Raw genomic sequence first — 21,668 nt, forward strand, 5'->3', positions numbered from 1 at the left:
GCCTCCGCTTCGCATGGATTCGCCTCCCCGAGCGGCGAACCGCATCGTACCGAGCGATGTGACGGATCACCGTCCCGAAACGGTTCCCGGGCCTGTCCACATACGGCACGTTTCACCGGTCCAAGGGGATCCCAAGGGAGCAGCCCCTGGCATGCGAAGATCGGGAGTCATGACGAACCCGAGGTTCGTGCCGCCCGGCACGGGCTGGCCCGAAGACCCGGCGACCCCCGCCACCCCGGTGGCCCGCGGCCCGCAGGAGGTGGTGGACCTCGCCCGGGACGCCCCCGGCCTCGCGGACCTCTGCGCCCGCCAGTCGGTCTGCCGGGCCTGCGACCGCCTGGTCGAATGGCGCGAGCGGGTGGCGGTGGAACGCCGCCGCGCGTTCGCGGACGAGGACTACTGGGGCCGCCCGGTCGCCGGCTGGGGCGAGCCACAACCCAAGATCATGATCGTCGGCCTGGCGCCCGCCGCGCACGGCGGCAACCGCACCGGCCGGATCTTCACCGGCGACCGCTCCGGCGACTGGCTGTTCGCGTCCCTGCACCGTGTCGGCCTGGCCGCCCGGCCGACCAGCGTGCGCGCCGGCGACGGCCAGCGCCTCATCGGCGCCCGGATGGCCGCCGCGGTCCGCTGCGCCCCGCCCGCCAACAAGCCCACCCCCGCCGAACGCACCACCTGCCTCCCCTGGCTGGCCCGCGAGATCGCCGACGTCTCCCCGTACGTCCGCTGCGTGGTGACCCTGGGCGGCTTCGCCTGGCAGGCGGCCTGGCCGGCGCTCAAGCAGGCCGGCTACGGCCTCCCCCGCCCCCGCCCGCCCTTCGGCCACGCCGCCGAACTGGAGATCACCTCCCCGGCCGGCACCAAGGTCACGATGCTCGGCTGCTACCACCCCAGCCAGCAGAACACCTTCACCGGCCGGGTGACGGAGCGGATGCTCGACGACCTCTTCACAAAGGCGAAGTCCCGCGCCGGCATGTGACCCACGGGCACCGGCCCAGAAGGACACCAAGGGCAGGGCAAGTAGACACGGAGTCAGGGCCGTGGCCCAGCGGCGTGCTGCCGTGCCGCCGGCGGCTTTCCGGCCGCTGGGCGCCCCCGTCGGGCCCTGGCTCCGTACATCCTGTGTGATGCATCCTGGGACGAGGTTGTTCGCCTGATACGTGGGGTTTTTAGAGAAACGTCCCGATGGGTGATCTGTGGGGCTGAGCGGGTACCGCTCCGGACATGTCTGCTGCACGCTCTTCGGGTACCGCCAAGCGCATCGTGATCGTCGGCGGCGGCTACGTCGGCATGTACACCGCCCTGCGCCTGCAGAAGAAACTGCGGGGCGAACTGAGACGGGGCGAGGTCGTCGTCACCGTCATCGAGCCCCAGTCGTACATGACCTACCAGCCCTTCCTGCCCGAGGCGGCGGCGGGCAACCTGGAGCCCCGGCACGTCGTGGCGCCGATCCGGCGGGTGCTGCGCCGCTGCCAGATCCTGAACGGCCACGTCACCCGCATCGAGACCGCCGAGCGGAAGGTGCTGTTCTGCCCGGCCGGGGCGGAACGGGCCGGCGGCACGCAGGAGATCCGGTACGACCACCTCGTGATGGCGGCCGGGTCGGTCTCGCGGACGCTGCCGATCCCCGGCCTGGCCGAGTGCGGCATCGGCTTCAAGACCGTCGAGGAGGCGATCCACCTCCGCAACCACGTGATCCGGCAGCTCGACATCGCCTCCTCCCTCACCGCTCCCGGCAGCGGCACCGGCGACGCCGCCGCCGACGAGCGCGCCCGGCGCAAGGCGCTGACGTTCGTGTTCGTCGGGGCCGGGTTCGCGGGCATCGAGGCGCTGGGCGAGCTGGAGGACATGGCCAGGGACGCGTGCAAGTGGTACCCGAACATCGACGCCGCCGACATGCGCTGGGTGATGGTCGAGGGCACCGGCCGGATCCTGCCCGAGGTCGGGCCGGAGATGGGTCAGTGGACGCTGGAGGCGCTGCGCCGCCGCGGCATCGAGATCAAGCTGAACACGCTGCTGAAGTCCGCCGAGAACCGGCACATCGTGCTGAGCGACGGCGAGGAGTTCGACGCCGGCACGCTGGTGTGGACGGCGGGCGTCAAGGCCCACCCGGTGGTGGGGGAGGGCGACCTGCCGCTGACCGGCAAGGGGCAGATCAAGGCGACCGCCGAGCTCACCGTGGACGGGCTCGACCGGGTGTACGCGGCGGGCGACAACGCCGCCGTCCCCGATGTCACCTCCGAGGGCGACTACTGTGCCCCCAACGCGCAGCACGCCGTGCGCCAGGCCAAGCGGCTGGCCGACAACATCGTGGCCGACCTGCGGGGCAAGCCCCGCAAGCAGTACGAGCACGCCTACGTCGGTTCGGTGGCCGGTCTCGGCCTGCACAAGGGCGTGGCCAACGTGTACGGCGTCAAGCTGCGCGGATTCCCCGCCTGGTTCATGCACCGCACGTACCATCTGTCCAGGATGCCGACGACCAACCGTAAGATTCGGATCACCGCTGACTGGACGCTCGCCGCGTTCTTCCGGCGCGAGATCGTCTCGCTCGGCGAGATCGAGTCGCCGCACGAGGAGTTCGAGCTGGCGGCCGGCCGGCGGCAGCCCGGGTGACCGCGGCCGGAGGGGAGGTGCCGATGCCGGCGTACGACGGCGTCGCCTCCCGGCTCGCCCCGCTGCTGGCGAGGATCCTGCTCGGCGCGGAGGACCCGGCCGGCGACGGGGCCGCCGCCGACCTGCCGATCCGCGTCCGCGCCTGGGACGGCAGCGTCGTCGGCCCGCCCGGGGCGCCCGAGTTCGTGCTGCGGCACCGCCGGGCGCTGCGCCGGCTGCTGTGGAAGCCCGGCGAGATGGGCCTGGTCCGCGCGTACGTGGCGGGCGAGCTCGACATCGAAGGCGACGTGTTCGCCGCGCTGGGCGCCGTCCAGCGGGTGATGCGCGGCGGGGACGAGCCGATCCGGCTGAGCAGCGACGACAAGCGCGAGATCGTCCGGACGGCGGTGATGCTCGGCGCCGTCGGGCCCGAGCCCAAGCCGCCGCCCGAGGAGTTCCCGGCCGGGCGCCGCGGCGGGAGCGCGGGGCCGATGGGCGAGTCCGCCGCGTTCTTCGCGCGCGTGCTCGGCCCGACCATGGCCCACGCGGGCGGGCTGTGGGACGAGGCCGTGGACCTCGACGAGGCGCAGCGGACCGCGCTCGCCGCGGCCGCCGAACGGCTCGGCGCCGGGCCCGGCGCGCGCGTCCTCGACCTCGACGCCGGCTGGGGCGCGCTGGCCTGCCACCTGGCCGAACACCACGGCGCCCGCGTCGTCGCGCTGACCCGTACCGCGGCCCAGGCCGACCACATCGCCGCCCGCGCGGCCGAGGCCGGGCTGTCCGACCGCGTCGAGGTGCGCGGCTGGGAGCTGGACGGCGCCGGCGGCGGCCCGTACGACGCGGTCGCCGGGCTGGCCGGGCTGGCCGGGGCCGAGTCGCTGGACCGCGCCGTCCCCCGGCTGTACGAGCTGCTCGCGCCGGGCGGGCGGCTGCTGCTCCAGCAGCCGGTCCGGCGGCCCGGGCCGCACCATGTCCGGCGCACGTTCACCACCGGCTACGTGTTCCCGGAGGACGGCGAGCTGGTGCCGCTCGGCGACCTGGTCACCGCGCTGGAGGACGCCGGGCTGGAGATCCGCCGGCTCGGCGCGCGGCGCGAGCACCACGCCCGGACGCTGCGCGCGTGGGCGGCGAACCTGAAGCGGCACTGGGCCGAATGCTCCGAATTGGCCGGACCCGGCCGGGCGAGGGTCTGGCTGCTCTACCTGGCGGCGTCGGCACTGGCCTGCGAGAGCGGCCGGATCGGCGTCCATGAAATTGGGGCCATTCGTCGGGATCGTGACGGACGGGCCGGAACCACCCTGGTCGAGGGCCGGGCCGTCCAGGGGTTCGCGGCGCCATGAACAGCGCGGACAGTCGTATCTTCCGGCCCTTCTTACGGTAGAACGCGCTGCGAACGGGAAATATCACACCGTGCGCTGACCTGGAGGGGCGGACCGGGCACGCTCCGTGCCGCCCGCCATAGCACGAGTCGGCAGAAATGCGGTCTCGGTCGAATATCGCAGGGTGTTACGTGCAATGGGTCCAGGTATGATTACGCCGCCCCTGTAGCCCAATGGCAGAGGCGGGCTCCCTAAAAGAGCCATTGTGTCGGTTCGAATCCGACCGGGGGCACCAGCGCGCCGGCCGGCGCCCGGACCAGGGCGCCGGCCGATCCCGACCCGCCGCGCGGGCGGGCCGATACCCGGCCGTCACCCTTCAGGAACCTCTTCGCACCCTTGCACGTCTACACTGATCAGAAAGCCACAGTGGAGGCAACCGATGGAGAGCAGAAACCCCGCCTTCAGGGGCAACGCCTTCGGGCGGCAGGGCGGCGGGTACGGCACGCCCCCGGTCGAGCAGCTCAACGAGATGTACAACGCCCCCTCCTACGCCCCGCCGGCCGTCCGGCCGATGACCATCGACGACGTCGTGGTCCGCGGGTTCCTGACCCTCGCGACGCTGATCGTGACGGCGGCGCTGTCCTGGGTGCTGGTGCCGTCCTCGCTGACCATCCCGGTGCTCGCGGTGGCGATCATCGCCCAGCTCGGCGTCTGGGCCTTCATCACCTTCGGCCAGAAGGCCAACGCCGCGACGGTGATCACCTTCGCCGCCCTCTACGGCGTCATGGTCGGCATCGTCAGCAACGCCTACAACGACCTCTACCACGGCGTCGTCTTCCAGGCCGTGATCGGCACCGCGCTCGCGTTCGGCGCCATGCTCGCCGTCCACTCGCTGCGGATCATCCGGGTCACGCCGAAGTTCACCCGGTTCGTGGTCGCCGCCGGCTTCGGCCTCATGGGCCTGATGCTCGTCAACCTGCTCGTCCAGGTCTTCGGCCCGGACAGCGGCATCGGCATCCGCGACCCCAGCAACCCGATGGCGTACGTCTTCAGCGTCGTCGCCATCCTGGTCGGCTGCTTCTTCCTCCTCCTCGACTTCGACTCGATCGAGCAGGGCGTGAAGCAGGGCGCCCCGGAGAAGTTCGCCTGGTACTGCGCGTTCGGCCTGGTGCTGAGCCTGGTGTGGATCTACCTGGAGATGCTGCGCCTGCTGTCGTACTTCAGCGGCCGCGACTGACCTCCGCCCGACGCAAGCGATCAGCCCCTGCCGGTACGAGCGGCAGGGGCTGATCTGCATGTCGCGGGACGGGCTCGCGGCCAAGGCCGTACCGGCTCTGCGGGCGGCGGCGGGGCGGACCCGTTGGCCGGCCGCGTCGCGCGCGACACGTCGGGGACTCCAGGGTGCTCCCTGGTCCTCCGGGCGTCTGGAGTTGTTCCGTCAGTAGTGACGGGCGCGGCGGGCGCGTTCGTGCTCGCGCACCAGGGCCGCGGCGTAGCCATGCGAGAGGCCGTGCTCGTCGGCGAGCCAGTTGCTGCGCTCGTCGCAGCGGACGAAGCTCGGACCGTTCTCGATGGTGGTGAACCACTCGGGGATGTCACGTCCTGTGACTTGCGGAATGCGGGCGATGAGCTTGGTGTGCGTCTCCGGCGAGTGGCTCAGGGACAATTGGCACCTCCAGGTCGAGGGGCTGCTCTTCCTGCCGACTCTGCAACATGGGCCGGGATGTTACAAGGCCCTAACGGGGACCTATCCGTGACGTTACGTGGATCATTCATAACGTGACGATCGGCGAGAACGCGCAGGTGGCCCGGACGGAGATCGTCCGGGCCACCCACAAAGATCGTCAGCCGAGCCGACGCACCATCCTCAGCTCAGCCGCTCCAGGACCATCGCCATGCCCTGGCCGCCACCGACGCACATCGTCTCCAGACCGAACTGCTTGTCGTGGAACGCGAGGCCGTTGATCAGCGTCGAGGTGATCCGGGCGCCGGTCATGCCGAACGGGTGGCCGACCGCGATCGCGCCGCCGTTGACGTTCAGCTTGTCGAGGTCGATGCCGAGGTCCTCGGCCGAGGGCAGCACCTGCGCGGCGAACGCCTCGTTGATCTCGACCAGGTCGATGTCGCCGATCGTCATGCCGGCCTTCGCCAGCGCCTTGCGGGACGCCTCGACCGGGCCCAGCCCCATGATCTCGGGGGACAGGCCGGTGACGCCGGTGGACACGATCCGGGCCAGCGGCGTGATGCCCAGCTCGGCGGCCTTGGTGTCGCTCATGATGACGACCGCGGCGGCGCCGTCGTTCAGCGGGCAGCAGTTGCCGGCGGTGACCGTGCCGTCCGGCCGGAACACCGGCTGGAGCCCCGACACCTTCTCGTACGAGGTGCCCGGCCGCGGGCCGTCGTCCTTGCTGACCACGGTGCCGTCGGGCAGCGTGACCGGGGTGATGTCCTTCTCCCAGAACCCGTTGTTCAGCGCCTTCTCGGCGAGGTTCTGCGAGCGGACGCCGAACTCGTCCTGCGCCTGCCGGGACACGCCCCGGATCTGCGCCACGTTCTCGGCGGTCTGGCCCATCGCGATGTAGATGTCGGGCAGGGCGCCGTCCTCGCGCGGGTCGCGCCAGACCTCGGCGCCGCCCTCGGCGCGCTTGGCCGTCCGGGCCGCGGCGTCGGCGAACAGCGGGTTCTGGGTGTCGGGCAGGCCGTCGCTGCTGCCCTTGGCGAACCGGCTGACGGTCTCCACGCCGGCGGACACGATGACGTCGGCCTCGCCGGCCTTGATGGCGTGCAGCGCCATCCGGGTGGTCTGCAGCGAGGACGAGCAGTAGCGGGTGACGGTCGCGCCGGGCACGCCGTCCCAGCCCAGCAGCGTCGCGACGACCCGGGCCTGGTTGTAGCCCTGCTCGCCGCCCGGCAGGCCGCAGCCGAGCAGCAGGTCGTCGATCTGGGACGGGTCGAGCTGCGGGACCTTGGCCATCGCGGCCGTGACCATCTGCGCGGTGAGATCGTCGGGCCGTATGTCCTTCAGCGAGCCCTTGAACGCGCGCCCGATCGGCGACCGCGCGGTTGCGACGATGACTGCCTCGGCCATGGTGAGGATCTCCTGTCTGGGTGACCTGTCTCGGCGATCTGTCCGGGCGGGCGGGTGCCGTCCCGGCGTGGGTTACTTACCGGTCACCTACGCAATCTAGCCGCTGCCCCGGGGCGCCGTACACGCCGCCCCGGGGCGGTGTTGATACAAGATCCACTGGACGCGCCCCCGCTGTGCGCCCTCACAACCGGCTCAGACGCCGTACATCCCCGGCGCGCTGCCCTTGGTGTCGCGCACACCGTGCAGGGTGCCGCGCTCGTCGCGCCACACCCGCCAGCCGTCGGACGAACCGGTGTACCAGGCGGGCGGCGCGCCCTGCCGCGCCGACCGCTTGCCGGTGGCGACGTCGTAGGCGCACAGCGGCGCGACCGGGTAGAAGCCGCGGCGCCCGGTGATCTTCAGCTCGGCGGGCTTCATCGTGCAGAACGACCAGGCGCGCAGGGCGTCGACCTTCGCGCCGTTCCGCAGGTCGTACGCCGCGCCCGGCTTGCCCCGGGAGACGAAGCCGAGCTTGCCGAGGTCGTCCGGGAACGACAGCCACCACGGCGACTTGGGCGCCTTGTCGGCCCCCAGCTGCGCGGTGGTGCGCCCGGTCCGGGGGTCGAGCCGCTCGAACCCGCCGTGCCCCTTGTCGGTGATCTCCCGCGCGATCAGCGCGACCGCCGGGTTGGCGCTCGGGTAGACGCGCAGCAGCCGCTTGCGCGCCCAGACCTGCTTGCCGTCGGAGAGCCGCACGCCGAAGAACCCGTGCGGCGACATCGGGGCGTCCTCGCGCGCCTGGTACGGGGCCATGTACCCGACGATCATGTCGTCGAGGGCGCCGTACGCCCAGCCGCCGGACAGGTTCACGCCCCGGCCGACCGCCTGCTCGACGGGGAACGTCCACAGCGTCCGGCCGGTACGGGGATCGCGCGCCTCCAGCGCCGGCCGCCCGGACATCCGGAACAGCACGACCTTGGACGCGTCGGCGTGCTCCACCTCGGCGATCCCGGGCGACTGCCACAGCGCCCGGCCCGTCGCCGGGTCGAGCGCGACGAACCGCGCCTTCTTCGTCGCCGTGAACTCCGACAGGCAGACGTTGCCGCCGCACGCCGCCGGCCCGAACGTCGAGTGCACCGGCCGCGTCCACTTCTCGGCGCCGGTACGGGCGTCGCGGGCGACGAGCGTCGCGTTCCACCTCTCCCTCTTGTTCTCCCTCTTGTCCCCGCTCGCGCTCTCGCGCGGCTCCAGGGCCGTCACCAGCCCCTTTCCGGGCGTTCCGGTCACGGCGGGCGGCTGGACGCCCATGCCCGACAGCCGTCCCGCCATGGTCGCGGGCCGCGCCCACAGCCGCTTGCCGCCGGCCAGCTCGTACACGCCGGTCTCGAGGCCGCCGCCGGGCCGTACCCCGGTCGCGGCGGCCACCCCCGCCCCGACGGCCGGCCGGCTCGCGATCCCGGTCTCGCGGCCGGACCACGGCTGCGCCGCCTCGGCCTCACCGTCCCCGGAGCAGCCGGCGGCGAGGAGGCCGATGACGATAGGTGGTGATATGACAGCGGACCGTAGTCGCCGGTGGGTGTGGTGAGCCATGGACGTTCCCCCTGGAGGTTCGGCGCCGCGGGACGGGCGCCGGGTGATCGTTTCCCCTGGTCGATCGGAGCGGGGGGCCGCCTCGCCTAGGCCGCGCCGGGTGCGATCGCCTCGGAGCCTCCGCCTGGAGCGGCCGGATCGACCTCGCGGCGGCGCAGCAGGGTCGCCCAGCGGCCCCGGGGACCGCGCTCGCGTCCGGCGACCCGGGCGCCGGCGACCTCCGTGCCCGGCTCCTCGGCGGCCTCGGCGGCCGCGAGGTAGACGGGCAGGACCCCCTGGCCGTGCCGCGGGCCGGGCAGGACGTCGTCCGGCTCCAGCCCCAGCGCGGCCGCCATCGACGGTAGCACCGCGGCCGCCGCCGCGGCGTAGCCTCTCGCGGACGGATGGTAACGATCGGCGCTGAACATCTCGCGGGGGTCGGCGGCGAACTCGCGTCCCAGAAGGTCGCCCAGGGACACCGAACGGGCCCCCTGCTCGACGGTGACGATGGTCTGGGCCGCGGCGAGCTGGCGGCTGAGGCGGCGGGCGAACCAGCGCAGCGGCTGCATCAGCTGCCGGACCGAGCCCAGGTCGGGGCAGGTGCCGACGACGACCTCGCAGCCGGTGGCGCGGAGCCGTTCGGTCGCGGCGGCGAGGTGCCGGACGGACTCGGCCGGCGGGACGCGGCCCGTCACGTCGTTGGCACCGATCATGATCACGGCGATCTCGGGGCGGACGGCCAGCGCGCGGGTCACCTGGCCGGCCAGGACGGCCGAGCGGGCGCCGGAGCGGGCCACGTTCGTCAGCCGCACGGGGCGTCCCGCGATCGAGGAGAGGCCGGCGGCGAGCAGGGCGGCCGGGGTCTCCTCGGGGCTGTGGACGCCGAGGCCGGCGGCGGTGGAGTCGCCGAGGACGGCGAACGACAGCGGCTCGCCGGGCAGGCCGCCGCCGTACAGCCCGTCCGCGGCCGGTGGGCCGCCCGACGGGGTCGCCATGATCAGTTTCTTCGCCATCAGCGCCTCGGCGACGATGAGCCCGAACGTCAGCCCGCCCACGGCGGTGACCCCGCCGCCCCCGTACGCCGCGGCCGTCGCGATGCGCCGCGCCGTGAATGCCCTCAGCCTCATCCTCGCTGACCCTCCGTCATCTCCCGGGCCGACCCCGTCATAGGGTTAGATGCCCGCGAGCGGCGATCTGGGCTACCGTCGGGAACGGGAATCTATCCGAATCCGCATCCCTTTCGCCGCAGGACACACGCCTGTTCCTTCCGTCGAACGCGGATGTCACACCGACAAGGACGTCGCGGTGCGCGTACACGATTCACTGGTCGAGCTGATGGGAGACACCCCTCTCGTTCGGCTGCGCAAGGTGACCGGCGGGCTCGGCCCGCAGGTGCTCGCCAAGGTGGAGTACTTCAATCCCGGGGGGTCGGTGAAGGACCGCATCGCGGTCCGGATGATCGACGCCGCGGAGAAGTCCGGGGAGCTGCGGCCCGGCGGGACGATCGTCGAGCCGACCTCGGGCAACACCGGGGTGGGGCTGGCCATCGTCGCGCAGGAGCGCGGCTACAAGTGCGTCTTCGTCTGCCCGGACAAGGTCGCCAAGGACAAGATCGACGTCCTCCGCGCCTACGGGGCCGAGGTCGTGGTCTGCCCGACCGCGGTGTCGCCCGACCACCCGGACTCGTACTACTCGGTGTCCGACCGGCTGGCCGCCGAGATCCCGGGCGCATGGAAGCCCGACCAGTACAAGAACGAGAACAACCCCCGCTCCCACTACGAGACCACCGGCCCGGAGATCTGGGCGCAGACCGACGGCCGGATCACGCATTTCGTGGCGGGCATCGGCACCGGCGGGACGATCAGCGGCGCGGGCCGCTACCTCAAGGAGGTCTCCGGCGGCCGGGTGAAGGTCGTCGGCGCCGACCCGGAGGGCTCGGTGTACTCGGGCGGCAGCGGCCGGCCGTACCTCACCGAGGGCGTCGGCGAGGACATCTGGCCGGAGACCTACGACCGGGAGATCTGCGACGAGGTGATCGCGGTCTCCGACAAGGACTCGTTCCTGATGACCCGCCGGCTGGCCCGCGAGGAGGCCCTGCTGGTCGGCGGCTCCTGCGGGATGGCCGTGGTGGCGGCCCTGCGGCTGGCCGCCCGCGCCGAGCCGGACGCGGTGGTCGTCGTCCTGCTCCCCGACGGCGGCCGCGGCTACCTCAGCAAGATCTTCAGCGACGAGTGGATGAGCCAGCACGGGTTCAGCGACGACCGCTCCACCTCGGAGGCCACGGTGGGGGACGTCCTGACGCAGAAGTCGGAGGGCATCCCGAACTTCGTCCACATGCACCCCACCGAGACGGTAGGGGAGGCGGTGAAGGTCCTCAGGGAGTTCGGCGTCTCCCAGATGCCCGTCGTCTCTCCCGGAGCGGGCCACCCCGACGTGATGGCCGGCGAGGTGGTCGGCGCGGTCGAGGAACGCGATCTCCTCCACGCCCTGTACGCCGACAAGGCCCAGTCGGACGACCCCCTGGACAAGCACATGAGCCCGCCCCTGCCGGTCGTCGGCTCGGGCGAGCCCGTGTCGCGCATGATGACCGCCCTGGAAGGCAGGGACGCGGCGGTCGTCCTCGTGGACGGCAAGCCCACCGGAATCGTCACCCGCCAGGACCTCCTCGCCTTCCTGGCCCGCACCTGACGGCACACCGCCCGCAGAAGCGCCGGAGGCCCTGGCCTCCGGCGCTTCCGGCGACTCAGCCGGCCAGGGCACGGTCCAGGAGGGGCAGCAGGCGGTTCCAATGGCGCTCCAGCCCCGAGGCATTGAACGCGTCGGTGTCGGCCATGGTGAAGCCGTGGACGGTCCCGGGGTAGATCTCGGAGGTGTGGCTGACACCCGCCGCGTCCAAGGCCCGGTTGAGCTCTCCCAGTGCTTCGGGCGTCAGGTCCGTCTCGGCGTGACCGAGATGGACCTGAGCGGTGATCTTGGAGAGCATGCGGTGCAGGCCCTCGGGCCCGTCCGCGACCACGGGGCAGTGGAACCCGGCGACGGCGGCCACCTGCTCGGGAAAGGCCGAGGCGGTGCGCACCGCCAGGAGCCCCCCGATGCAGTAGCCGGTCACCCCGACCGGCCCGGCACCCACCTCCGGCTGCGCGACGAGGAACCTGAGGAAGGCGTCCGCGTCGCTCTCGACTCGCTCGCCGACGAGGTGCTCCTCGATCAAGGGCATCAGCCGCGCGATGATCGCGGACCGTGCCTCCTCCCCGATGTGCTCGGGAAGCTCGACCAGCGGCGCCGGGCCGTTCCGGTAGAGGAAGTGGGGAACGAGCACGTAGTACCCGTGCCCGGCCAGCTCACGGGCCATCTCCCGCAGCACGGGCCGATCCCCGAACGCGTCCGCGTACAGCAGCACCCCCGGATGCCGCTCACCGCCGTCCGGGAAGGCGGCGAAGGCGTCGGCCTGGCCGTCCGCAGTGGGAATCCGCAATGTCTTGGTGGACATGAATCCTCCGGTCGTGATCGATCTGTCGAACCTGTGATCAACACGACGGAGGCGGAGCCCGCGCGACAGCACCGGACCCTGGCTCGTACAGCGGGCCCGCACCGGCCCGTACGGCGCTCAGAAGAGCACCGGGTAACCGATCCGTGCGCGGCGCCATGCCATCCCGGTAGTCATCCCACGCAGCGTAGCCCAGTCAGTGATCTCGCAGACGCACCGCCCGCTCACCCACCCGTCTCCTGGTAATGGATCTCGGCGCACACCCACTTGCCGCCGCCGCCCGCCCGCTCCGTCCAGCACCGGTCCGCGAGCGCCTCCACGATGTGCAGGCCCATCCAGCGGCTTCACCCTCTTCAGCCGCGAAGATCAACCTGACATCGGGTACGTAGAGGGTGGGACATGATCAGCAACGCGGCCATGACGGATGTCGCCTCAGAGGCGCTGATCCGTGAGGTTATGGAGAGCCTGTGAAGGATCTGAACGGCGCCGCCGCCTGGCGCAAGAGCAGCCACAGCGGCCAGGAAGGCGGCCCCTGCGTCGAGTTGGCGGACCTCGGTGGGAGCATTGGCGTCCGGGACTCCAAGGCCCCCGAAGCCGGGAACCTGGTCCTCAAGCCCGAGGCGATGGCCGGGCTGGTCGCACGGATCAAGGCCGGTCGGCTGGATCTCTGAGTCAGGGGGCGCAGGGCCCGGGGACGCCGCCGTGTGCTCGGCGGGGATGCTCGTTGTTCGTACGTGCGAAGCGCCGGAGGCCTGGGGCCTCCGGCGCTTCTTCAGTGGAGTCGGGCCGCGGTGCCGCGGTCTCGTGGGCGGCTTACCGACCGCCGTACCGCGGCCCGACGTCTGTGATCCCTAGGAGTGGACCTCCGAGGGCTGCCGGCCGTCCTTCACCAGTTCCGGGCCGGTGGGCTTGCGCGGCTCGTCGCCGTGCCCGGGCCACCAGGCCTTGTGGCCCAGCAGCGCGGTCAGGCCGGGCACCAGGAAGAGGGACATCACGAAGGCCGACAGCGCGATGCCGATCGCGACCGCGAAGCCCATCTGCTGGAGCATCGCGACCGGGGCGATGACCATCACCGAGAACGTGCCGGCCAGGATGAGTCCGGCCGCCGCGACCGTCGGGCCGCCGTGCTCGACCGCCAGCGCCGCCGCCCGGCGCGGGTCGTTGCCCTCCTTGGCCTCCTCGCGCAGCCGTGCGGTGATCAGGATGTTGTAGTCGGTCCCGATCGCCAGCACGAACAGGTAGAGGATGATCGGCAGCTGGAACGTCACCCCGGGCTCGCCCATCGCCCCCTGGAAGACGTACACCGCGGAGCCGAGCGTGGCGGCGAAGCCCAGCAGCACCGCCACCACCAGGTAGATCGGTGCCACCACCGACCTCAGCAGCAGGGCCAGGATCAGCGCGATCAGGACCGCGGCCACCGGCAGGATGACCGACAGGTCGCGGTTGTTGATGGTGTTGATGTCGGCGAAGACCGCGGTCTGGCCGCCGACGTAGGCGCGGGTCCCGTCCGGCGCCATCTTGTGCACCGCCGGTGCCAGGTCGTCCTTGACCAGGCTGATCGACTCGTTGGACATCGGGTTCTGCTTGAGGAGCAGGTCCACCCGCGCCACCGACTTGTCGGTGCCGGGCACGGCCGGCCGCACCTGGCCGACGCCCGGGGCGCCCTTGGCCTTCGTGCCGAACTCGGTGAGCTGCTGCTGGGTGAGCGGCTGCCCGTTCTCGCTCTTGAGGAACACCTGGACCGGGGTGGTCAGGCCGGGCGGGAAGCCCTTCTGCATGTCCTTGGCGGCCTGCGCGGACTCGGTGTCCTGCGGGAAGCCGGCGGCGAAGTCGTAGTCGGCCTTGAAACCGAGCGCGCCGCCCGCCAGCACCACGAGGATGCCGCCGGAGACCAGCGCGGCCAGGGCCGGGCGCTTGCCGACGAACCCGCCGAGCCGGCGCGAGACGGTGGCCTTGGGCTGCTTCTTCCACGCCTTGGACGGCCAGAAGACGGCGGTGCCGAGCAGCGACACCAGCGCCGGGAACAGGGTGAGGGAGGTGATGCCCATCACCACGACGGCGATGGCCAGGGCCGGGCCCCAGGCGCTGAACACCCCGAAGGTCGCCAGCAGCAGTACCAGGAACGTGACGGCGATGGCGGCGGCCGCGGACGAGATGACCTCGCCGACCCGCTCCACCGCGTTGATCATCGCGGTCTTCTTGTCGTCGCCGGCCCGCAACCGCTCCCGGAACCGGAACATCAGGAACAGGTAGTAGTCGGCGCCGATGCCGAACAGCACGATGAGGATGATCGTGGACAGGCTGTCGTCGCCGGAGAACCCGAAGACCTTCGAGGCGAGCCCGATCAGGCCCATCGCGACTTCCATCGTCACCGTGATCACGATGAGCGGCAGGATCGCGGCGATCGGCGCCCGGAAGATCAGCAGGATCAGCCCGATGATCAGCACGAAGGTGGCGATGCCGACGATCTCGAAGGACTGGGTGAACGACTCCTCGTTGTCCACGAAGCCGGCCACGTCACCGCCGACCTTGGCGTCCAGTCCCGACCCCGCCAGCTGGCCCTTCAGATCCTTGCGGATCTCCTTGACCGCCTCGCCCTGCTTGGTCTGGGCGTCCATGGAGGTGCCCTGCATCGGCGCCGCGACGACCTGGACGGCCTTGTTCGGCGCCACCGTCTCCGGGCTGGCCAGGAAGCCGAGGACGGTCTCCGGCTTCTGGGCGTTCAGCGCCTGGGCGACCTGGCCGACCTTCGCGGTGTCCGCGGCGGTCAGCGGGCCCCCGTCGGACCGCTTGAACACGATCAGGGTGTTGGCGTCCTCCTGCTGCGGGAACGCCTTCTCGGCGATCTCCGCGGCCTGGATGGACTCGTACGACGAGGGCAGGAAGTCGCCCTGGTCGGACTCGGTGGTGAGCTTGGGTGAGAACACGATGATCAATGCCGCGGCGGCGACCCAGGCAAGGATCGTCCACCACGGGTGTCTCACGACGACGCGCGCCAGCCGTGCGAACATGCGACTTCCTTAGGTAATCCAGGGATAGGGGGACGCAAGGCGCCCCGATACCCCACAAACGGTAGAGATCCGGTTCCATGATTTGGTCACCCAGGGAGCCGAAATGAGGGGTGATACCTGCGGGGGATCGCCTCCTCCTCCAGGAGGGCGGACGGTGGGTAGCCTCGTCCTCATGGACAAGGACGTTCACCACGGATTCGACACCCTGGCGATCCACGCGGGGCAGGAGCCGGACCCGGCGACGGGTGCGGTCGTGCCGCCGATCTACCAGGTCTCCACATACAAGCAGGACGGCATCGGGGGGCTGCGCGGGGGCTACGAGTACTCCCGCTCGGCCAATCCGACGCGTACCGCGCTGGAGGTATGCCTCGCCGAGATCGAGGCGGGCGTGCGCGGGCTCGCGTTCGCGTCCGGGCTCGCCGCCGAGGACACGCTGCTGCGCGCGCTGTGCCGGCCCGGCGACCACGTGATCATCCCGGGGGACGCGTACGGCGGCACGTACCGGCTGTTCGCCAAGGTGGCCGCGCCCTGGGGGCTGGCGTACGACCCGGTGCCGCTGGGGGACGTGGCCGCCGTGCGGGCCGCGGTCCGCCCGGAAACGAAGATCATCTGGGTGGAGACGCCGACCAACCCGCTGCTGGGCGTGGCCGACATCGCCGCGCTGGCGGGCGTCGCGCGGGACGCCGGCGCGCTGCTGGTGGTCGACAACACCTTCGCGTCGCCGTACCTCCAGCGCCCGCTGACGCTGGGCGCCGACGTGGTCGTGCACTCCACCACCAAGTACATCGGCGGCCACTCCGACGTGGTCGGCGGCGCGCTGATCACGTCCTCCGCCGAGCTGGGGGAGCGGCTGGCGTTCCACCAGAACTCCATGGGCGCGGTCGCCGGGCCGTTCGACGCCTGGCTGACGCTGCGCGGGATCAAGACGCTCGGGGTGCGGATGGACCGGCACTGCTCGAACGCCGCCGCCGTCGTGGAGATGCTGACCCGCCACGAGAGCGTGCGGGAGGTCCTCTACCCGGGGCTGCCCGCGCACCCGGGGCACGAGACCGCCGCCAAGCAGATGAAGGGCTTCGGCGGGATGGTGTCGTTCCGGATGGGCTCGGAGGAGGCCGCGGTACGGGTCTGCGAGAGCACCAAGCTGTTCACGCTGGGCGAGTCGCTGGGCGGCGTGGAGTCGCTGATCGAGCACCCGGGCCGGATGACGCACGCCTCGGCCGCCGGGTCGCCGCTGGAGGTCCCGGCCGACCTGGTCCGGCTGTCGGTCGGCATCGAGGACGCCGACGACCTGCTGCGCGATCTGGAGCGGGCGCTCGCGGCCGCCGCGATCATGTGACGTCGACCGCTTCGCGGCGGCGTTCGCCGAGGTGGGCCGGGGTGGCCCGCGGGGACGGGGGCGACACCCGAGGGGGATTTCGGGCGGCATTCCGGTAGAGAACTGATCAAGGCTCTATGATGTCCGCGCCAGGTTCCGCCGAGAAAGGGCACCGGAGTGCGCAAAGTACTGGTGTGCGGGGCGGCGTTCGCCGCGACGTGTATCGCTGCTGTGGCCGTTCCCGGGGGCGCGCAGGCCACCCCGCCGGACCCGACCGCGTCCGTGCCCTCCCTGACACCCGGCTCGCCCACCGGCTCCCCGTCGGAGTCCGGCACCCCCGGCTCGCGGACCCCGAGCACGCCCCCCGCGACCGGCGGCGGGCAGCCGGCCGGCGGCGCCGACGCGGTCTCGTCCTCCAGCGCGGTCATGGTCACGCCCAAGCCGCCCAAGGCGTCCACGTACGCCTACGGCCGCCACCCCCGCCAGCGCCTCGACGCGTACTGGCGCCCCGGCACCGGTACGGGCACCGGCACCGGCGCAGAGGGCCAAGAGGGCCAGGAGGGCCAGGAGAACGCCCAGGCGCGGCGCACGCCGCCCGGCCCGGCCGTCCTGCTGTTCCACGGCGGGTCCTGGATCACCGGCGACAAGTCGTCCTGGAAGTACTTCGCGCGGCGCCTCACCAACGAGGGCTACACGGTCTTCTCCGCCAACTACCGGCTGGCGCACCAGGCCGCCTGGCCCGCCCAGCGCGACGACGCCATGGCGGCCCTCGACTTCGTCAAGCGCAACGCCGCCCGGTGGAACATCGACCCCGACCGGATCGTGGCGTTCGGCTCCTCGGCCGGCGGCCTGCTCGCGAGCCAGCTCGGCACGTACGGCCAGGGCGCCCAGCGGGTGCGCGGCGTCCTCGCGCTGTCGCCCGTCAACACCCCGTACCTGGCGTACCAGGACGGTCTCAAGGCCGACGCCACCGGCGGCCAGCGCTACCTGCGCCGCGCGGTCGTCAAGCTCGTCGGCTGCGTGCCGAACGAGGCCGACCCCGAGTGCTGGCAGCGGGTCGACGACTCCAACGCCACCACCCACGCCGGCGCCGGCGACGCGCCCGCGCTCCTCATGCACGCCGCCGAGGAACTGGTCCCGTCCACCCACAGCACGGCCCTGGCCTCCGCCCTGCGCGGCGCCGGCGTGGGCGCCACCGTCAAGGTGGTCCCCGGCGACGGCCACGCCTCCGAGCTCCTGGAGGACGCGACCGTCTACCCGGCCATCCGCAACTGGCTCAGGGCGCGCACCAAGTAGCCGCGGCGGGTCAGCCGTTCCAGACCATCAGGACGAGGATCACCAGCCACAGGAGCGCGATCACGCCTGAGATGGCGGCGATGCGGCCGCGCTGGACCTGGGCCACGTCGTCCGTACGGGCGGCGGCGGGCTTCTCCTCGCCGCCCGTTTCGGCCGCGGCCGTCTCCCCGGCGGCCGCGGTCTCCAGCAGGTTCGCCGACTTGCGCTGGTCGTTCTCCACGATGAACAGCAGCACCAGCGACACGATGAACAGCGTCATCGACGCCGACAGCCACACCTCGTCGAACCGCCCCTTGGCCAGGAACAGGCCGAACAGGAACACGCCCAGCGTCGCCAGGCCGTAGATCCGGGTGGCGCGGTTGAGGTAGCGCACGACCGTCACGTTCCGGGCGCGGATGTAGCGCGGGGTGGCCATCGTGGCGGCGGTCAGCGGTCCCAGCGTGAAGATCGCGAAACCGATGTGCAGGAGGAGCAGCAGGCGATCGGATGTCGACATACCGCGACCCTAGCGGCCGCCTCCGCGGGCTCAGCGGCGGCCGCGCCGCACCCTCAGGTAGTCGCTGACCACGTACTGGCCCAGCCGTTCGGCGTCGGGCGCGAAGACCCGGCCGCCGTTGCGGCGGGCGACCTCCTCCACGAACGACACCAGCCGCCGGTCCTCGGCCAGCATGAAGAAGTTCATGCAGGCGCCGCGCCGCGTCATCTTGTCGACCTCGGCCAGCGTCAGCACGAGCGTGTCGGGGGACGGCGGGTAGTCGAACAGCGAGCGGCCGTTCGGCTGGAGGTGCGCGGTCGGCTCGCCGTCGGTGACGACCAGGACGATCGGCTCGAAGTCGGGGTGCCGGTCCAGATGGCGGCCGGCGATCATCAGCGCGTGGTGCAGGTTGGTGCCCTGGACCATGTCCCAGTCGAGGCCGGCCATCTCGGTCGGGTGCAGCGTGCGGGCGTAGTTGGAGAACCCGATGATCTGGATGGCGTCCTGCGGGAACTTGCTGGTCACCAGCGAGTGCAGCGCGAGCGTCGTCTGCTTGGCGGCGCCCCAGGTGCCGCGCAGGACCATCGAGTACGACAGGTCGACGAGCAGGCAGACGGCGGCGGCGCTGCGCCGCTCGGTCTCGTGGACCTCGAAGTCGTCCACACTGAGCCGTACGGGACGCGGGCGCGTGCCGTTCGCGGGCGGGGATGGCTCGGGCGCGACGGTGAGGCCCGCCGCCGGCGCCTCCATGACGTTGCGGCGGATGGCGTTGCTCACCGTACGGACCACGTCGAGCGGCTGCTCGTCGCCGAACCGCCACTCGCGGCTCGCCCCGGTCAGCTCGCCCGCCTGGCCGGCGTCGCGCTGGTCGTGGTCGCCCTGCCGGCCGGCGGTGAGCTGGGAGAACACGCGGCGCAGCGCGGTGTCGCCCAGGCGGCGGACGGCCTTGGGCGTCAGCTCCAGCGCGCCCTTCCGCCGCTGGAGGTACCCCTGCCGCTCCAGCTCCTGCTCGATGCGGCGCAGCGCGTCGAGGTCGTCGACGGCGCGGCGGCCGAGCGCCCGCCGTACGGCCTCCTCGTCGATGTCGTCGAGGCGGGCGCCGGGGTAGTCCTGCGCGAGCGCCGCCTCCAGCTCGGCCAGGTCGGCGAGCTCCGCCAGCGCCGTCGTGGCGTCGCCCATGCCGAGCGGCTGGTCGCCGGACATGCGCTCCGGGGTGCCCCAGCCCAGGTCGGGACGGCGGGCGCGGAGCGCGTCGTTCAGCCGCGACATCTCCATCGCCAGCCCCGCGTCCTGCATGGCCTGCTCCATCAGCCCGGCCAGCTCGGCCTGCTGCTCGGGGCTGAGCGAGGCCATCAGCCGGTCCATCGCGGCGGCGCGGCGGGCGAGGGAGTCGACCAGCTCTTCGAGGTTCCGCGGACGGTCGGGGAAGAACTCCCCGTACTCCTCCATGAACCGGTCGAAGTCCTCCTGGGTGTGCTCGCCGCGCGCGTCCTTCTCCAGCATCCGGTTGAGCGCGGCCATCATGTCCTTGACCCGCTCCATCGTGCCCGGGTCCTGGCTCTCCAGCGCCTGCTTGATGCCCTGGAACTGGGCGTCCAGGACGTCGCGCCGCAGCAGGTCCTTCAGCCGCTCGAACGTCTCGCGCGCCGCGTCCGACCGCCACTGGTAGTCCGACAGCCGCCGGATCGCCTGCGAGGTGTCGTCCGGCAGCGTGTCCAGCTCCGCCTCGCGCAGCCGGGCGTCGTCGCTCGGGTCGGGGAACAGCTCGGCCCGCTCCTGCCCGATCGCGGTGTCCAGCAGCGCGCGCGCCTGCTCCAGCGTGCCGTCCAGGCGGCCCCGGTCGCGCAGCTCGCGGCGCCGCTCGCGGACCTGCCGGAGCAGGTCGTCGAGCCCGCGCCGGCCGTCCGCGCCGGGCAGGCCGCGGCGCAGCAGGTCGCGCAGGGCCTCGTCCGGACGGGTGCCCTCAAGGACCGAGTCGCCCATCGCGTCGAGGGCGTCCCGGACGTCGTAGGGCGGGGCGAGCGGGTCCGGCCCGTCCTCGTAGGCGCCGTACCGGTAGCGGCTCATCGGACTCCCAACAGCGAGACGGCGGATCAGGTGCGGTACGTGGCGGTGCCGTCGCCCTTCCCCGGGGACACGTCCTTCGACAGGCGGCGGCTCAGGAACAGCCCCTCCAGCGCGAACTCCAGCGCGGCGGCGGCCTGCCCGGGGGACTCCCCGCTCATGTCCAGCCGTTCCATGATCTTGGCCAGGCCGGGCACCGGGCCGATCCGGCGCAGCAGCTCGGCGGCGGGCACCAGCTCGCCCGACTCCACCATGTCGCCGGAGTCGAACTTCTCCAGCAGCCCGTTGAGGTCGGCCGCGCCGAGCGTGCGGCGGTACGTCTCGGCGGTCGCGCGGCGCAGCAGGTGCTCCAGCACCTCCTGCTCGCGGCCCTCCTCGCTGACCTCGAACTCGACCTTGCCCATCAGCGACGGCACCACGGCGGGCAGGTCGCAGACCCGCGCCACCGCGCGCTCCTCGCCGGCCAGCGCGGCGCGCCGCACCGCACCGGCCGCGACCGTCTCCGCGCCCGCCAGCGCGAACCGCGCCGACACGCCGGAACGGGTGTCGACCGCCGTCGACTCGCGGACCAGCCGGGTGAACCGGGCGATGATCTCGATCAGGTGATCGGGCACCTCGGCGGGCTCCCCGCCCAGGTCGGCCAGGTCGGCCTCCTGCCGGATCAGGGCCAGCTCGGTGTCCAGTTCGAGCGGGTAGTGGGTGCGGATCTCGGCGCCGAAGCGGTCCTTCAGCGGCGTGATGATCCGGCCGCGGTTGGTGTAGTCCTCGGGGTTGGCGCTCGCGACGAGCAGCAGGTCGAGCGGCAGCCGCAGCGCGTACCCGCGGACCTGGACGTCCCGCTCCTCCAGCACGTTCAGCAGCGCCACCTGGATCCGCTCGGCCAGGTCGGGCAGCTCGTTGATGGAGAAGATCCCGCGGTTGGTGCGCGGCACCAGCCCGAAGTGGACGGTCTCCGGGTCGCCGAGCGTGCGGCCCTCGGCGACCTTGATCGGGTCGACGTCGCCGATGAGGTCCCCGACGCTGGTGTCGGGGGTGGCGAGCTTCTCGCCGTAGCGGTCCTCGCGGTGCAGCCAGGCCACCGGCAGGTCGTCGCCCGCCTCGGCGGCCAGCCGGCGGCAGCGCACGCAGACCGGCTCGTACGGATGGTCGTTGATCTCGCAGCCCGCGACGACCGGGGTCCACTCGTCCAGCAGGCCCGTCAGGGTCCGGATCAGCCGGGTCTTGCCCTGCCCGCGCTCGCCCAGCAGCACCAGGTCGTGGCCCGCGAGCAGGGCGCGCTCCAGATGGGGGAGCACCGTGTCGTCGAACCCGACGATGCCGGGGAATCGCGGCTCGCCGGATCTCAGCCGGGTGAGCAGGTTGTGGCGGATCTCGGCCTTGACCGAGCGCTGGACGTGGCCACTGGTGCGCAGCCCGCCCAGTGTGCTCTCACGAGGTTCGGTTGGACGCACGCGAACGACATTACGTCGCCGT

The 21,668-nt window shown here is 72.2% G+C and carries 17 protein-coding genes and 1 tRNA gene; 9 read left to right on the forward strand and 9 right to left on the reverse strand.

The window, feature by feature from the left end; all coding sequences use genetic code 11:
- The first annotated feature begins 169 nt into the window (after positions 1-169).
- The 5 genes from AB0881_RS26295 to AB0881_RS26315 all read left to right on the forward strand — a co-directional run bounded on the left by AB0881_RS26295 (position 170) and on the right by AB0881_RS26315 (position 5,148).
- Positions 170-979 carry a uracil-DNA glycosylase gene (locus AB0881_RS26295; protein WP_366620891.1) on the forward strand — a complete coding sequence of 270 codons (810 nt, stop codon included), beginning with the start codon at positions 170-172 and terminating at the stop codon, positions 977-979.
- A 245-nt stretch (positions 980-1,224) separates the two neighbouring features.
- A complete protein-coding gene (locus AB0881_RS26300; protein ID WP_366620893.1) occupies positions 1,225-2,613 on the forward strand; it encodes an NAD(P)/FAD-dependent oxidoreductase in 1,389 nt (462 codons plus the stop codon).
- Positions 2,614-2,636: 23 nt separating this feature from the next.
- On the forward strand, positions 2,637-3,932 hold the full coding sequence (locus tag AB0881_RS26305; protein ID WP_366620895.1) for a class I SAM-dependent methyltransferase: 1,296 nt from the start codon (positions 2,637-2,639) through the stop codon (positions 3,930-3,932).
- A gap of 198 nt (positions 3,933-4,130) precedes the next feature.
- Positions 4,131-4,206 (forward strand) — tRNA-Leu (locus AB0881_RS26310).
- A 144-nt stretch (positions 4,207-4,350) separates the two neighbouring features.
- On the forward strand, positions 4,351-5,148 hold the full coding sequence (locus AB0881_RS26315) for a Bax inhibitor-1/YccA family protein (protein ID WP_366620896.1): 798 nt from the start codon (positions 4,351-4,353) through the stop codon (positions 5,146-5,148).
- Between the two features lie 201 nt (positions 5,149-5,349).
- On the opposite strand, the gene AB0881_RS26320 is transcribed toward AB0881_RS26315, so the two are convergent.
- The 4 genes from AB0881_RS26320 to AB0881_RS26335 all read right to left on the reverse strand — a co-directional run bounded on the left by AB0881_RS26320 (position 5,350) and on the right by AB0881_RS26335 (position 9,674).
- Positions 5,350-5,577: a DUF4287 domain-containing protein gene (locus AB0881_RS26320; protein WP_366620898.1), complete on the reverse strand. Its 228-nt coding sequence runs from the start codon at positions 5,575-5,577 to the stop codon at positions 5,350-5,352.
- A 201-nt stretch (positions 5,578-5,778) separates the two neighbouring features.
- Positions 5,779-6,999, reverse strand: a complete 1,221-nt coding sequence (locus AB0881_RS26325; RefSeq protein ID WP_366620900.1) for an acetyl-CoA C-acetyltransferase — start codon at positions 6,997-6,999, stop codon at positions 5,779-5,781.
- 192 nt (positions 7,000-7,191) lie between these two features.
- Positions 7,192-8,568 carry a PQQ-binding-like beta-propeller repeat protein gene (locus tag AB0881_RS26330; protein ID WP_366620901.1) on the reverse strand — a complete coding sequence of 459 codons (1,377 nt, stop codon included), beginning with the start codon at positions 8,566-8,568 and terminating at the stop codon, positions 7,192-7,194.
- An 86-nt stretch (positions 8,569-8,654) separates the two neighbouring features.
- Positions 8,655-9,674, reverse strand: coding sequence for an SGNH/GDSL hydrolase family protein (locus tag AB0881_RS26335; RefSeq protein ID WP_366620903.1), 1,020 nt, complete (start codon positions 9,672-9,674; stop codon positions 8,655-8,657).
- Positions 9,675-9,852: 178 nt separating this feature from the next.
- On the opposite strand from AB0881_RS26335, the gene AB0881_RS26340 reads away from it, so the two are divergent.
- Entirely contained in the window at positions 9,853-11,235 is a 1,383-nt protein-coding gene (locus AB0881_RS26340; RefSeq protein ID WP_366620905.1) for a cystathionine beta-synthase, read from the forward strand.
- Positions 11,236-11,290: 55 nt separating this feature from the next.
- Here the strand turns inward: AB0881_RS26340 and AB0881_RS26345 are convergent, their stop codons facing one another.
- Entirely contained in the window at positions 11,291-12,037 is a 747-nt protein-coding gene (locus AB0881_RS26345; RefSeq protein WP_366620906.1) for a dienelactone hydrolase family protein, read from the reverse strand.
- Between the two features lie 464 nt (positions 12,038-12,501).
- Here AB0881_RS26345 and AB0881_RS26350 point away from each other — a divergent pair, with 464 nt between their 5' ends.
- Positions 12,502-12,705 carry a DUF397 domain-containing protein gene (locus AB0881_RS26350; RefSeq protein WP_366620908.1) on the forward strand — a complete coding sequence of 68 codons (204 nt, stop codon included), beginning with the start codon at positions 12,502-12,504 and terminating at the stop codon, positions 12,703-12,705.
- A 180-nt stretch (positions 12,706-12,885) separates the two neighbouring features.
- Here AB0881_RS26350 and AB0881_RS26355 read toward each other — a convergent pair whose 3' ends face one another.
- Entirely contained in the window at positions 12,886-15,045 is a 2,160-nt protein-coding gene (locus tag AB0881_RS26355; protein WP_366620910.1) for an MMPL family transporter, read from the reverse strand.
- A 172-nt stretch (positions 15,046-15,217) separates the two neighbouring features.
- Between AB0881_RS26355 and AB0881_RS26360 the strand changes: the two genes are divergently transcribed.
- Both AB0881_RS26360 and AB0881_RS26365 read left to right on the forward strand, forming a co-directional pair.
- Positions 15,218-16,381 (forward strand): cystathionine gamma-synthase, encoded by a 1,164-nt coding sequence (locus tag AB0881_RS26360; protein WP_366620912.1) that lies wholly within the window; start codon positions 15,218-15,220, stop codon positions 16,379-16,381.
- A 210-nt stretch (positions 16,382-16,591) separates the two neighbouring features.
- Entirely contained in the window at positions 16,592-17,656 is a 1,065-nt protein-coding gene (locus AB0881_RS26365; RefSeq protein WP_366620914.1) for an alpha/beta hydrolase, read from the forward strand.
- 10 nt (positions 17,657-17,666) lie between these two features.
- Here the strand turns inward: AB0881_RS26365 and AB0881_RS26370 are convergent, their stop codons facing one another.
- The 3 genes from AB0881_RS26370 to AB0881_RS26380 are packed head-to-tail and all read right to left on the reverse strand — an operon-like array spanning position 17,667 to position 21,646.
- Entirely contained in the window at positions 17,667-18,152 is a 486-nt protein-coding gene (locus AB0881_RS26370; protein ID WP_366620915.1) for a hypothetical protein, read from the reverse strand.
- 30 nt (positions 18,153-18,182) lie between these two features.
- Positions 18,183-20,198 (reverse strand): hypothetical protein, encoded by a 2,016-nt coding sequence (locus AB0881_RS26375; RefSeq protein ID WP_366620917.1) that lies wholly within the window; start codon positions 20,196-20,198, stop codon positions 18,183-18,185.
- 26 nt (positions 20,199-20,224) lie between these two features.
- Complete coding sequence (locus tag AB0881_RS26380; protein ID WP_366620919.1) at positions 20,225-21,646, reverse strand: magnesium chelatase; 1,422 nt, start codon at positions 21,644-21,646, stop codon at positions 20,225-20,227.
- Positions 21,647-21,668 lie beyond the last annotated feature (22 nt).

It is taken from the genome of Spirillospora sp. NPDC029432 (genome assembly GCF_040703975.1).
In the GTDB taxonomy this organism is placed as follows: domain Bacteria; phylum Actinomycetota; class Actinomycetes; order Streptosporangiales; family Streptosporangiaceae; genus Spirillospora.

Excerpts from the sequence above, each read along its gene's own strand:
- AB0881_RS26295 (WP_366620891.1), top strand. The coding sequence starts at position 170 with ATGACGAACCCGAGGTTCGTGCCGCCCGGCACGGGCTGGCCCGAAGAC.
- AB0881_RS26300 (WP_366620893.1), top strand. The coding sequence starts at position 1,225 with ATGTCTGCTGCACGCTCTTCGGGTACCGCCAAGCGCATCGTGATCGTC.
- AB0881_RS26305 (WP_366620895.1), top strand. The coding sequence starts at position 2,637 with ATGCCGGCGTACGACGGCGTCGCCTCCCGGCTCGCCCCGCTGCTGGCG.
- AB0881_RS26315 (WP_366620896.1), top strand. The coding sequence starts at position 4,351 with ATGGAGAGCAGAAACCCCGCCTTCAGGGGCAACGCCTTCGGGCGGCAG.
- AB0881_RS26325 (WP_366620900.1), bottom strand. The coding sequence starts at position 6,999 with ATGGCCGAGGCAGTCATCGTCGCAACCGCGCGGTCGCCGATCGGGCGC.
- AB0881_RS26330 (WP_366620901.1), bottom strand. The coding sequence starts at position 8,568 with ATGGCTCACCACACCCACCGGCGACTACGGTCCGCTGTCATATCACCA.
- AB0881_RS26335 (WP_366620903.1), bottom strand. The coding sequence starts at position 9,674 with ATGAGGCTGAGGGCATTCACGGCGCGGCGCATCGCGACGGCCGCGGCG.
- AB0881_RS26345 (WP_366620906.1), bottom strand. The coding sequence starts at position 12,037 with ATGTCCACCAAGACATTGCGGATTCCCACTGCGGACGGCCAGGCCGAC.
- AB0881_RS26355 (WP_366620910.1), bottom strand. The coding sequence starts at position 15,045 with ATGTTCGCACGGCTGGCGCGCGTCGTCGTGAGACACCCGTGGTGGACG.
- AB0881_RS26360 (WP_366620912.1), top strand. The coding sequence starts at position 15,218 with ATGGACAAGGACGTTCACCACGGATTCGACACCCTGGCGATCCACGCG.
- AB0881_RS26370 (WP_366620915.1), bottom strand. The coding sequence starts at position 18,152 with ATGTCGACATCCGATCGCCTGCTGCTCCTCCTGCACATCGGTTTCGCG.
- AB0881_RS26375 (WP_366620917.1), bottom strand. The coding sequence starts at position 20,198 with ATGAGCCGCTACCGGTACGGCGCCTACGAGGACGGGCCGGACCCGCTC.